Origin of the sequence: Bradyrhizobium sp. CCBAU 11386 (assembly GCF_028128955.1) — a bacterium.
In the GTDB taxonomy this organism is placed as follows: Bacteria; Pseudomonadota; Alphaproteobacteria; order Rhizobiales; family Xanthobacteraceae; genus Bradyrhizobium.
The window spans coordinates 1-12366 of sequence record NZ_LBKA01000153.1; the positions used below are offsets into that span (position 1 = coordinate 1).

14 protein-coding genes and 1 pseudogene are annotated in these 12366 nt (G+C 56.1%); 10 read left to right on the forward strand and 5 right to left on the reverse strand.

What is annotated here, in order from left to right; genetic code table 11:
- Positions 1-1092: hypothetical protein (locus tag XI09_RS09815; RefSeq protein WP_271566648.1), on the forward strand; the 1092-nt coding region annotated here is incomplete at its 5' end.
- 479 nt (positions 1093-1571) lie between these two features.
- A complete protein-coding gene (locus tag XI09_RS09820; protein WP_271566649.1) occupies positions 1572-1805 on the forward strand; it encodes a hypothetical protein in 234 nt (77 codons plus the stop codon).
- A gap of 713 nt (positions 1806-2518) precedes the next feature.
- Here the strand turns inward: XI09_RS09820 and XI09_RS09825 are convergent.
- Positions 2519-2773 (reverse strand): hypothetical protein, encoded by a 255-nt coding sequence (locus XI09_RS09825; RefSeq protein WP_271566650.1) that lies wholly within the window; start codon positions 2771-2773, stop codon positions 2519-2521.
- Positions 2774-3112: 339 nt separating this feature from the next.
- On the opposite strand from XI09_RS09825, the gene XI09_RS09830 reads away from it, so the two are divergent.
- Positions 3113-3394 (forward strand): helix-turn-helix domain-containing protein, encoded by a 282-nt coding sequence (locus XI09_RS09830; RefSeq protein ID WP_271566651.1) that lies wholly within the window; start codon positions 3113-3115, stop codon positions 3392-3394.
- A 130-nt stretch (positions 3395-3524) separates the two neighbouring features.
- Positions 3525-4463: a LysR family transcriptional regulator gene (locus tag XI09_RS09835; protein ID WP_271566652.1), complete on the forward strand. Its 939-nt coding sequence runs from the start codon at positions 3525-3527 to the stop codon at positions 4461-4463.
- A 254-nt stretch (positions 4464-4717) separates the two neighbouring features.
- Here XI09_RS09835 and XI09_RS09840 read toward each other — a convergent pair whose 3' ends face one another.
- The 3 genes from XI09_RS09840 to XI09_RS09850 form a co-directional block, all read right to left on the reverse strand.
- On the reverse strand, positions 4718-5218 hold the full coding sequence (locus XI09_RS09840) for a DUF2285 domain-containing protein (protein ID WP_271566653.1): 501 nt from the start codon (positions 5216-5218) through the stop codon (positions 4718-4720).
- A gap of 85 nt (positions 5219-5303) precedes the next feature.
- Positions 5304-5498 carry a transcriptional regulator domain-containing protein gene (locus XI09_RS09845; RefSeq protein WP_271566654.1) on the reverse strand — a complete coding sequence of 65 codons (195 nt, stop codon included), beginning with the start codon at positions 5496-5498 and terminating at the stop codon, positions 5304-5306.
- 165 nt (positions 5499-5663) lie between these two features.
- Positions 5664-5936, reverse strand: a complete 273-nt coding sequence (locus XI09_RS09850; protein WP_271566655.1) for a DNA -binding domain-containing protein — start codon at positions 5934-5936, stop codon at positions 5664-5666.
- Positions 5937-6559: 623 nt separating this feature from the next.
- Between XI09_RS09850 and XI09_RS09855 the strand changes: the two genes are divergently transcribed.
- On the forward strand, positions 6560-6838 hold the full coding sequence (locus XI09_RS09855; protein WP_271566656.1) for a helix-turn-helix domain-containing protein: 279 nt from the start codon (positions 6560-6562) through the stop codon (positions 6836-6838).
- A 390-nt stretch (positions 6839-7228) separates the two neighbouring features.
- Here the strand turns inward: XI09_RS09855 and XI09_RS09860 are convergent.
- Positions 7229-7375 (reverse strand): annotated as a pseudogene (locus tag XI09_RS09860) (dicarboxylate/amino acid:cation symporter); the annotation flags it as partial.
- Between the two features lie 520 nt (positions 7376-7895).
- Between XI09_RS09860 and XI09_RS09865 the strand changes: the two are divergent.
- From XI09_RS09865 to XI09_RS09885, 5 genes are all read left to right on the forward strand, one after another.
- A complete protein-coding gene (locus XI09_RS09865) occupies positions 7896-8507 on the forward strand; it encodes a CDP-alcohol phosphatidyltransferase family protein (protein WP_271566657.1) in 612 nt (203 codons plus the stop codon).
- 28 nt (positions 8508-8535) lie between these two features.
- Complete coding sequence (locus XI09_RS09870) at positions 8536-9315, forward strand: class I SAM-dependent methyltransferase (RefSeq protein ID WP_271566658.1); 780 nt, start codon at positions 8536-8538, stop codon at positions 9313-9315.
- 178 nt (positions 9316-9493) lie between these two features.
- Positions 9494-9964, forward strand: coding sequence for a GNAT family N-acetyltransferase (locus XI09_RS09875; RefSeq protein WP_271566659.1), 471 nt, complete (start codon positions 9494-9496; stop codon positions 9962-9964).
- 159 nt (positions 9965-10123) lie between these two features.
- A complete protein-coding gene (locus XI09_RS09880; RefSeq protein WP_271566660.1) occupies positions 10124-11194 on the forward strand; it encodes an aminotransferase-like domain-containing protein in 1071 nt (356 codons plus the stop codon).
- A gap of 40 nt (positions 11195-11234) precedes the next feature.
- The gene (locus tag XI09_RS09885) at positions 11235-12149 is read left to right on the forward strand and encodes a branched-chain amino acid transaminase (protein ID WP_271566661.1); all 915 of its coding nucleotides are present in this window, start codon (positions 11235-11237) and stop codon (positions 12147-12149) included.
- Positions 12150-12366: the final 217 nt, after the last annotated feature.

Sequence of the window (12366 nt, forward strand, 5' to 3'; positions counted from 1 at the left end):
GAAACGTCAGCCTTTGAGGCCTGGAAGAAGGAGGCGCGAGAGCTTGCCGAGCGCCAGGAGCAAATCACGAATGCCAGTCGGGATGATCTCAGGAAAGCTCTGATCGAGCTCGACACGCTGTTTCGGAATGCTCCGGGAAGCGTGCACAAGGCCTACCGAAATCTTGCGGAAAAGCGAATCGAGGAGGCACGGGAGAGCTTCACCGACTCAATAGGAGACGGCCATCTCTCGTGGTCGCTGTCCGACGAGACGCCTGAGCTGGCAGCGTTGAGGATGGGCGGCCTCATACGGGAGATCGACCGGGTGCTTGCTGAGCGGCGGTCTCAGTGGCCGATCGCGCCGAGTGAGTGGCACCTCGAGCAGCTTGGATGCTGGTTCATCCCACGGCAGGGCGTGAGCGCATTGCGACCGGCTCGAAGGCTGCAAGCCTATTCGAAGCGGGGCCTGCTGTTTCATCGGATCCTGCCCTCACTGATACAGGGCTACCCGGTCCAGGTCGTGGATACTCGCACATTGCATAGTGCAGCGCCGGACGCGAGCAAATGGAAGATGGGCGCTTGCCTGTTCAAGGCACTGGAGCTCAAGCCAGAGTTTACATCTCAAGGAGGCGATAAGCGTTTCAGGATCGCCGGTATAGAGGCGCCGTCAGCCGGTGACGCCATTTCAGAGCAGATCACTCAGGCTCTGAAGGAGAACTGCATCGCAGTCGTGTGGCCTGAGCTGACCGTCTCGCCGGAATTGCGCGAGAGCATCGTCAAGCTCATTCGAAACCGTGACGTCGCAGACGAACGCGAAGCTCCCGAAATTCTGATTCCTGGAACCTGGCACGAGACAACCGACCATGGGATCGTGAACCGGGCCCGGATCTACGACGGCTATGGTGAGGAACGCCTGATCTACGACAAGATCGCCCCGTACGCCGACGATAGTTGGGGAACGGAAAACATCGCCGCGGGCGACCGGGTCTGCGTCCTTGCTACCGAAGGCGCTTTAGTCGGGATCGCCATTTGCCTGGATTTTTGTGATGTGTGCGAGATCTTACGACGTGCCAGGCGGCCTTGTGAGATGAGATTATCGGTCAGCCGAGTTTGAGAGGAGAGCAGATAAGGTGTTGGATGTTCGACAACGAAGGTGCCTCTCCCCTGCTCGACACGTAACAGTCCTCCTGCTGGCGACCAGCCGCTCACTGCGGCGCGTACGACCGTGGCCAGCGTCATGTTCGTCTTGGCCGAAGGGGTGAGTAGGCCGGGGCCCTTAAGCATCGATCGCGCCGTTGGCCCAAAGCAACGGCAGAGCCAAAGTCCTCAGGTAGACTCAGTATACTCCGAATTCTTTGTTGACCCCAGAACTGGTAGCAGAGCTCGGTTCAGCTTTGACGTATTCTGTAGGCGAAGTCGATGGCTGGCGACCAGAGCCACGACTTATGGCAGTGGAACCGATGTTTGACGCCACCAGTGTCTCGAGAGCGGTCATGCAAGATAGCGTCTCAATTTCGGACACGAGCAGGAAGTCGGGCGATGGATTTTAGCATCTCGACTGGCGAACCTGAACTACCAGGTCACGGATGAGACATGATGACTCAGCTCTTCGAGCCTCCGTCGCGTGGCCCGGCACCGCCGATTGTTTTTGTTGGCAGGAACCGACGCGGTAACTGGGTCGCCCGCGAACAAAGGGGCTTCTTTGGCGGCCTTTTTATCAACCGCGCTCAAGCTTTGAAATACGCTTTTGTCGAGAACGGCCGCCACCCAGAGAGCATAATCGAGGTGACGCGTGAGATCGAACTCGATTTTCGGACCGATCCATGAACTGCATGCAAAGAGCGTAGGCCGATGCGTTGGCCTCCTACCCCATGATCGGAACTTCATCACTCATGGCGTGATAGGCTCGTGCGATGATCAGATTTCAAGCTGTGGCGTTATCCGAGCTGGACCTCGTCATATCCTATTAACAGCGGTTACTCAGGCCATTTATTCACGAACAATGTTGACGGCTTTAGAGGTAAGCTCGCTATAAGCCGGCTTCTATCAAGTTTCTGACGGTCTGCGCTCGACACACAGCTAGCCTCGACCGAAAAGGCAGGCAAATCGCACGCTGGCGAGCCTCGGGTCCTCTCAGCGATGAGAGGACCCGAGGCACGAGGCAATCAGCTGCTGATCGAAGAGAGGACCCGCGAACGGAAGTATTACGGCGTGCCCCTCCCTTTCTGCCCGTCGACCGGGAGATTGCCGCTGCTGGGGAGTTGAAGTAAGCACCGGACGGGTCGCCTGGGAGCGCGCCGCAATAGCTATATATGCCGATACGGCCTGCCGGTCCGGGCGTTACGAAATCTCCTCAATGCCAGGCGGGCCACCGTTTCCATCGCCGCCACCGTTGCTGCCGCCCCCCGATCTAGCCCGCGGAGGAGAAATACAATGTTCAGCAGACCAGGTGGGATTGGCACGCTTGGATGGAGCAGTTCGCCGACCAAATCGGGTGCTCCAGGGCTCCCGTTACCAGCGCTGAGCTTCGAACTGTGTTTCTAGATAATGCTGTAGGCACCGGGCTTTGTAACTTTGATCCGTTGCGCTGCCAGTATAATCGAGGGAGCGTCAAGGTTGGTCAGACTCATTCGTGCTACTTCGGAGAACGCGATCTGATAGGTCTTGATGATCTGCTGTGAATACTTTTCCTTTCCCGAGATCAGGATAAGCGTTTGCGTCAGGGCGCGACCTTGATCGCGCCAGCAATCTCCGCCGGCTGAGTTCCGATTGCTGGGTTGCGCCGGCTCATTCATCAGGACTGCAACTCCATTTCGTTGAAATGGAGGAACATGGGCGCCCTCCCAGTCAGCATCTTTGCCTTTGGCTCGAGGTCGTTCACGCAAATGGGGTAGCGAATCGAACGGCTGCCGAGCTAGCGGAACGACCGAGCTCCGGTCAGCGCCGGCAAAACCTGCGCCGCCATAATCGATAGACGATCGACATACCAGCGCTGGTGTGGGCCCCAGTAGCGCCGGGAAACAACGATTCGGTGACACGCATCGAATAGTTCGATCGAAAACCTCAAATTTGTGATATTTCTATGTAGGTTATAGCCAGTGGTTTGATGACCATCGAAATGGCTGCCTTCGCGCATGAGAGCTCGTGCGCTTGTGGCTTACAATGTGCGCCGGATCCGCGTCCAGCGCGGTATTCCGCAGGAGCAATTGGCCTACGATGCAGGTGTTGATCGCTCCTATATGAGCGGACTTGAGCGCCAACAGGCAAACCCGACAATCGATCTTCTCGATCGCCTTGCCGAGACGCTCGGCGTTGCTGTCTCCGAGCTGTTTGTTCGGCCATCGAAGGGTGCGCCGCCGCCCGCCACCTTACCTAAAGGTCGCAAGCCGAACGCGGCACGCCGCAAAAGGACCTAGCCCCCTGCAGCACCGAGCCGTTACGCCGACTTGTGCGGTACTGGCCTAAGTATGAAAGCGCTCCCACGCGTATTTTCTGCGCAGCCGAGCCTTATTCGCGGAAATCCCGCTATGGACATCGAATAATGTGATGGATGTTCATCTGGTGGCGGATCAGACAATGGCGGCTCAAGGCGATGAAGTTCCTCTAAACGCCATCCGCGCTTTTGTGATCGTCGCACGCGAAGGCAGCGTCACGCGCGCCGCCAGCAGCTTGGGAACGACGCAGAGCTCGGTCAGCCGCTATTTGTCCGTGCTGCGGGACTATCTCGGTGCAGACCTCATCGAGCGGCGCGGCCGACGCAGTCATTTGACCGAGTTCGGAAGACTATTTGCTAATGCGGTCTCTGAACCGCTCGAGACAGTCGGCTTCACCGCCAAGCGAATGCGGCGGCGGGCAGCCGCGGGCACCAATCGGATTGTTGTTCGCACATCACTATCGACATTTGCTTCCTCGCTTCTGATTCCAAATCTGCAAGCGTTCTCTGCTGAAGCGGGCGGTGTTATCGTGGACGTCGTCAGCTCGCTGTCGCCGCCGACAACTTCGGATGACTTCGACATATTGATTACACGCGACCTTTCCGTCATCGAACCTGCCGATAGTTGGGAGATCTACAATGAGGAGCTGGTATGCGTGGGGCAACCAAATCTGGTCGCGGGCAGAGAGCTCTCGATCGTTCGATCAACGCCGATACTGAACATCACATCTCGTCCCGACATCCTGCCGACGTGGCTGAGGGCGATGAACCTATCCTCAAACGACATCCGAGCGGGTGCGCGCTATGATCACAACTATCTTGCACTGCCGGCAGTCATGACAGGAAAATGCCTTCTTGTCGCACCAGAAATCATTGTTAGTGATCTGGTACGAGGTGGCGCTTTGCAAATCATCCCCGGCTCACGCGCTCCAAGTGGCATGCAGTATCGGGCCTATGCGGTGGATCGCAGCGAGCATACCGAAATCGCTCGTTCGTTTTGTCGCTGGGTTGCTCGTCTTTGCAAGAAGGCGGCACTAGCTCAGACTACCTGAAACGCTCCAGGTCTCTTCAATGACCTGCGCCAGATCGCTGTACCGCCCCCAGTCATGTCGAGAGCCGTCAACCAGAAAGACAATCCCAATAACGGGCCGGCGTCTTCTTCCGACCAACATGACCTCTCGGTTGCAGCGATTCCGACGAAGGACGGAGTGCGAGATCGCAACGCAAAGATCTCCTCCTATCCGCGATCGTGCCATGTCAGAGAATTGGCTTCGCAGAACGGAGGTATGCCGGATCGCCCGAGAGCTCACGAACTGTCATTCCTGCGTAGGCCCTTGTGGAGCAATGCGCGGCACCGAAGGCGCATGAGGCATCGCCCCAGCTTAACAAGTCGAATGGTTCGGCTGCGCAAATCGTCTGTTTTCCAGCCGCGCTCGCCAGTACGATGGCTTCCAAACAGGCCTTGCGCGATTTGGCGATAGCTATTTCCTTCCTGCCACCCGTCCAGTGCGCGCAGGGCAAGGATCAGCCGACGCCGCTTCAAAGGCCGCAAAGCAAGAGGAGGCGTTCCGAGCGGCCGATGCTCAAGAGCGAGCCAAAAAAGACGTGCAGCTTGCAAGCGAAGCTCCAAATTCGCGTCGAGCGGCAGGTCGAGCACGACAACAGACCCGCTCGCCGGAAGTCTCTTGAGCCAAAGGCGATGCTTCGCACCTCCGAGCGGCACGATGGCATGCCAGCCATCCGGCGCGCGACGAAGGTCGCTACCCGGCAGATTGGCAAAATCGAGCTGGTAGCTTTTAGGCTGCACGGAGTTAGCCGTCCGCAGAGGCAGTACGATCGATAGCACTTCGGGTGCCCAAAAGACTGCCTGGTTGTCGAATGTCTCTTGCGGATCAGCTGGAAAACGTGAGCCCCCACTTCCGTCGCAAGTGGCTCGTGGTTGCGCTGGATCGTTGGCGGCGAGCCAACCGCCTGTAATCCTCTTGGTAATCGGGATCCCGGCGCAGCCACTCCCAGGCAAAGTCGGCAGCATCTGCCTTCTTCAGGTCGCTGTATGCTTCCTCAGATCTCCAGTCAGTACCCGGCATCGGACCATTGCTCCGTAAGATTTAACACGCGAGCAAGTGCATCCCATGATTGTGGCACATTCCGGTTACGTACGTACCGCGTACCCGCCCTGTGCGCACTTAATCGATGGAATGATCATCTTTTGCGATTGCCAGGAATTCCGCCGATCCTGGGATCGGCCGTGTTTACTGCTTTGGCCAACCGCCACGCAGCAGATCACGATAGCCATAGCGTGCTAGCCACTTGGCCCGCGTCAGATGACTTTCGAACGTGCGTCGCGCACGATCGGGTTCAACGGTCGGGTCAAGCCCAAGCACAATGCGCGCGACTTCGCTCCAATCTGCCTTGTCAGCGTCGGCATCGAGAAGTCGCATGTAGGTGACGGCGTGCTCCTTGTCATATGACGTGAGCTCGTGCGCGCTGGGAGCCAATTCTGCGATCTTCGGGTCGGCCGGCACTGAATGAAACTCCTACCGAACTGAAAATTCTATCGAAATCCGAGCAACGATAACGAACTTAGGGTCATTTTGGTACCGATCGAATCGTCGCGGCCCCTTGTCTTTTTGACCGGACCCGTAGCCGCGAACGCATATGGAACGGCTCCATTCTGTGCACTTGCGCTTTGATCGGCGCTGAATCTGCCTGCAGTCCATACGGTGGCTGATCGCAGACTTGCCACACAGCCGAGGCTGTCGTTGCTCTTCACCCTGCGGGCAACGGAGTGGAGGCCGGTCGTTTACCCGCCGGCTGGTGAAGGCCGCAGCCCAAAAGGGCAGCCAAGTAGAAACAATTCGTTCACTTTTCGAGCTCCAGCTGAACGGTTGTCCTATTGGGTCGCGGCGCCGGCAAAAAGCCGCAGGAACCTCTGGGGTCATTTTGCTGTCCCGCCAGTAGCGAGCTGTCGCGCTGCGAGGTCGCTTGTGATGGGCCAACGGCATTAAAAAGACAAACTCCGAGACATCTGCGTCTCACGGTGACCTTTGCGTCATAGCAATAGTCCGCCGACAGCCAACGACAGCTTATCGTAATAGCCCGGCTATAACCAGTGGTTTCATAGCCATCAGACTGGCTGGCTTTGCGCATGAACGCTCGTGCGCTTGTGGCCTGGAATGTGCGCCGGATCCGTGTAGATCGCGGCATTCCGCAAGAGCGATTGGCTTATGATGCCGGGATCGACCGCTCATATTTGGGCGGCATTGAGCAGCAGAAAGAGAACCCGAGCATTCTCCTGGACCGTATCGCCATGACCTTGGGTATTCACTTGTCCGAATTGTTCGCTGAGCCGGCCAGGGGTGCGGCGCCTCCCAAACCAATGTCCAGAGGACGCAAGCCGGCCCACCCGTGTCGGGACAGGACGTAATTATCGAGAGAGCCATGTTTGTCGCTCACGACGGGGGCTTGTTAGTCGGAGCGGCTCTCCTGATTGGGCTCGGCACGTCGTCGTAGAGAGTGCGCTGCCAGCCTAGCGCGGCGGTACGATCGATTCGGAATCGGTGATCGTGAGTGCGGAGGCCACCCGCGGCGGGATCTGGCGCTGCGCTATGCTGATGGCTCCGCGCCAGCTCCCGTCGCTACCACCGCTCACCGGGGCTGGCTTCATCACGCTGGCAGGGACACTGTCCGCGGTCAATCCGGCGCTTGTGCCGAGAATGGCGCACTTTTGCAGTCGGAGGTCGGAATGGCCGCCGTAAACTCGAAAGGACGCCCGCCGTTCGCTCATCCCGTGGGCAGCCACGAGATGTGCGACAGGGGCTACGTTATCGATCGTGCCGCGCAGTCTCTCGCCGCGCTTTCCGAGCGCCATCGAATGAAACGCCGAGCAGGACGCAAACAGAAGCACCTGCAGGATGTCACCGCACGCAAGCGCGCCGGCCACGCTGTCTGGAAAGATGGCAAGAAAAAGTCCACGAACTTGGTCCTTCACAGCCAACGGATCCGCGAGCGCATCCGAGGAGAAGAACGTGTCGCCGGACAAGACTAGACCAGCTTCCGTGGCCGTGAACGCGTCGGACCGGCCTTCACCTTACTTTTGGCGAGCTGCAAACAACCAGGGGCTTTGGTGGATAGCGCGCGGCAGAAGTCCAACCGGCGGCGAGAGCAATTGCAGGGTAACTTGTCTAACGACATGCAAGGCAGGCGGCGGTCAACTACCAACGTCAGTCATTGATCTCGATGACAGAAGCATGGGAGATACTAGTGATGGTCGGTCTGGCCATATGTCACCGGCAAGGAATCTGGCATGCACCTTCAAGTACGATCAGTTCTCATAAACGAACCTGATCAGGCGACGCGATGCGATGATCTCCGGGGGTGTGAGTTCGATAGCACCGATCATCTGCGGATTGCAGAGACTATTTTCGCGAATCAGGCAGAACTGCCTTCGGCCATCGCTGCGGCGGATTAGCCGCGAGGATCGGATGCTTCGATATCTCCTTGACCCAGCCAACGCCGTCACAAGTCTCGGAATTCTTTTTTCGGGACTCGCACTGCAGGCAGTGCTTGCCGGCCGATTAGAACTGGCTGTAGCGATTGGCCTATGGTCGATGTTGGCAGACCAACTGGACGGGATCGTCGCGAAGAGAACTCCAAACCGGGGTTCAGATGTGGCTGAGATCGGAAAAAGTCTCGATTGCCTTGGCGATGTGATCTATGGGGCAGTGATTCCAGCTATCGTGATCATGGTGCTCGGAAGCGGTCGGCTCGTAGCGACTTCGCTTGGCATCTTCATGATTTGCGCTGGCGCCTTACGGCTTAGCTACTTCAGTCGCTCCGGCCTGAGGGGCGGTTACTTTACCGGTGTGCCACTTTCCTACGACGTGCCACTTCTCGCCATGTTTTTTATGACAAGACCGTGGTTTCCTGCGGAGACCTTCAATCCGACGGTCATGCTTTCGTTCTTCTTGCTCACCTGCCTCCACGTGAGCTCAATAAGAATTCCAGCCCCTAGTCGCGCGATGTATTTAGTCATCACGGCGTTTAGCGCAGTCTCATCCGGCATGCTCATTGGTCAGACCCTGACTTCCAAGTAACACCGCCGCCTGCGAAGGAGGATTTGCCATGAACGACGTTGCGGTTCACTCAGCGGTTCCGTGGGGAGATTTCTCCCTCAATGCAGCCGACTATAGTCAGAACCCCCCATATTCACATGTTGTGCTTTCATCTCTTCTAAAGACCGTACGCGCTCGGTTCGAGGCCGTGCGGATTGTTGAGCTCGGCGCAGGGACAGGGAATTTGCTAAGATCTTTCGCTGGCAAAGACATCCAAGGGTTTGCCGTCGAACCAAACAAGGAAATGCGAGCTATTGCGCGCTCATTGGCCCCTGACGACTTGCGATTCGAATGGATCGAAGGTACGGCCGAAAATGCCAACTTGCCGCCCAAATCAGCTAATTGGGTACTGCTCGGAAACGCTTATCAATTTGTTCAACCTCCAGAAATGTTCAGAGAGGCAAGCCGAATCCTTGTACCGGGTGGATTCCTCACAATCATTTGGAACGTCCGGCACTTCAAGAGAGACGCCCTACAGCGTTCTATCGAAGAGATGACCAGGCGAGTGGCGGGAAATCTGAAACGGACAGGAAGCTCGGTTGTCGAGCTCATGGAAAAGGTCGATACTAACGGTCGTTTCAACGAATACATATACATGGAAGGTAGTCACAAGCAGGCATTTTCGCCAGACCGACTACTCGCTAGCTGGAAAGCTAGCCACGACATTCCGAGCCAAGTCTCGGTTGAAATCTGGCAAGAAATCATCAGTGAAATCGCGCGCATGATTCCAAAGCAAGACTGTATCGAGACAACCTGGCTCACCCGGGCGTGGACCTTCCAGGCCGCCTGATTTTTCTGGGTGATAAGAGTGTCGCACAGTGATCAGCCCGAGAATTCTGCTCACCAAACATGGCAAGGTAGAATAGGTCGAAGGCCCCCCGCTAAGGATACGGCTGTCCGATTCAATATGGCTGCAAAGAGATTTCCCAACGCACCAGGTTTTTGGGGGAGCGGTCCTTGGAGGAACGATGATTGAGCAAGTCACGCTTAGCGACGTTGTGAAAGTGCGTCATGAACTCTTGCGTCCGAACCAGGTAGCTGCGGCCACCGTAACTAAAGTCGATCACCATCCTCGCACAGTTCACTTCGGGGCCGTGGTCGCAAATAAGATTGTTGGTGTTGTCTCGACCGGTCCTGAAGCCTTTCCAGCCGATGACGCCATCATAGCCTGGCGCCTCCGAGGTTTTGCAGTCTATCCGCAATATAGGCGTCAGGGGATTGGCACGGCATTGTTGCAAGCCCTAAAACTGCACCTCAGTGGGACTGAATGCGAGCTCTTGTGGGCTTATGCGCGATGTACGGCTCTGACGACCTATACAAGATCTGGCTTTGAGTGTTTCGGACCAGAATTCGATATTCCACCAACCGGTCTCCACAACATCATCTGCATGAGGAATTCAGCTCGAAAGGAAGCCGAAACCGGTGGCCCTCACCAATAGCCCCGTTACATCGCGATGCCTTCTTGATTGTCTTCAGCAAGGCACACACGATGCCGGCCAAGTGCGACAGAATTTGCTTCGAAAGGATGGACAATGCCAAGGGCACCAAGCAACACAAAACAGCTCGAAGCAAGATCGCCAATTGATATGACGAGAACAATGGCACCGGAAGTGGCCGGCTTTCGTGAGCATGTGATGGAGGGATTGAGTAAAATAGCAACTCTGCCCGAATTGTCAGACATAGTTCAGCGACATCGATTTCATGGAACCACACATGACAAAGCAGTTGCGGCTCAATGGCTGGCAAGACGGCTTGGTTCCGCGCCTGACTCGTCGCGTTTGCTTCTGACGGGTGGCACGCAAAACATTCTAATGATTTTGTTCTCTCGCTTGGTCCCCAAAGGGTCCGTAATCGCCGCGGAGAAGCTTACATATGCTGCGATCGGGCAGCTTGCAATGCTCACCGGTGTGTCGGTGTTGCCAATCGAAATAGATAGCGATGGCATGCGGGCAGATTCGCTGGAGGAGGCCTGCATGTCACAGAAAGTTGCTGTCGTCTACATCAACCCAACGGATCACAATCCGACCACGTCCGTCATGTCCGTCGAACGCCGCCAAAGCATTGCCGAAGTCGCTCGAAAGCATGGCTTGGCTATCGTTGAAGACGACGTCCATGGTTTTATCAGCAAGCATGCTCCTCCTCCTATTGCGACGATAGCGCCTGAGCACACTTGGTATATTATGACAGTGTCGAAATGTTTGGGGATCGGGCTCAGAGCCGCATATTTGGTTGCTCCAAGTGCAGAAACGCTTATAGAAGTTGCGGCTTCCATTCCAAGTGTATCGGCATGGTTTGTCCCCGGGCTATCGGCCGCACTCATTACGAATTTAATCGAAACGGGTGCCGCGGATGAGATAGCCAGAAGCATCTCGGCTGAAATTGGCTCCCGGCAGGAGATCGCCCAAGAGGTTCTTGGCCCGTCGGGGGGTATGCACACAAACGGCTCCTCTTTGCATGTTTGGCTAGATTTGCCACACGCATGGGCGATTGAAGATTTTGTAGATGCGGCCGCTCAGGCAGGCGTCATCCTTCGTCATCCTAACGTTTTCGCAATTCCTGGATTTTCGATCAAAAGTAACATTCGCCTCTCCTTGATCGCGCCTGCAACACACTCAGACTTACGAGAGGGACTCTTGAGGATTGCCAGGGTACTCCAGTCGCGGATGTAGTTGCTTGGCGAGATTGCTCAGGACAGAAAGAGGTTTAAAAATGTCTTCTGCAGATTTCGCGTTTTTAAATGGAGAGATTTTGCCGTGGAATGACGCTAAAGTTCATGTATTTTCGCCCGTCGCAAAGTACGGCATTGGCATCTTTGAGGGAATACGTGGTTATTGGAACGGACATGAAGAGCAGCTTTTCTTGTTCCGACTTAAGGAGCATCTGGATAGGTACGCCTTCTCGCAAAGGGCGATGCGGTTCGACAAGGGACCGTCTAGCAGGGAATTGACGCAAGCGCTTGTCGCTCTTTGTCGTGCAAATCAATTCTGCACCTCTGTCCACATTCGGATGATGGCGTTCGTCGACGGATTGGGTGAGATAGGTGCAACCGGACCTGTCGGAACAGCCATTACTGCCCTCCCCCGCGCGACGACGAAGCAAGTGAGCAAAGGCGCATCCGCGCGAATCAGCTCTTGGATGCGAATGCAGGACAATGTCATGCCCGCTCGGATCAAGTGCAATGCTAATTACCACAACTCTCGACTGGCGGTAATGGAAGCCCAGATCGATGGATATGATGTCGCCTTTCTCCTCAATTCGAGAGGTAAACTTGCTGAAGCGCCGGCGATGTGCGTTTTTCTTGTCCGACATGGACAGCTCGTGACTCCGAGCGGAACCAATGACATTTTAGACTCGATTACGCGACGGACCGTGATTGAGATAGCAGAGGAGTATCTGCAACTGAAGACCGTAGAGCGCGATGTGGACCGAACCGAATTGCTCCTTGCAGACGAGGTTTTTTATTGCGGCACCGGCGCTGAAATAACTCCGGTGACCTCTGTCGACCGGATCTCTGTCGGTGATAGCAAACCGGGTCCGGTAACAACCAAACTGCGCGAGATTTACCTCGCAATCGTCATGGGCGAGACGAAAGATCATTCCGAATGGAGAACAGCAGCATATTGAGATTAGTTGGAGGTCAATCTATCGTCCACGCGAGTGAGACTTATGGTAAAACGGTAGGCACTTAATCTAACGATGAGATAGAACTCCGCCACAGCGCCATGCCATGATCCTCGAAGAACGGCAGCCCCCGTCATTGGAAGGCGCGGCCGCGGTGTTCGGCGACTTGGAGTCATCGAGTTTTGCCGAAGACCGCTGTCGCGTTATAGAGGTCAACTGG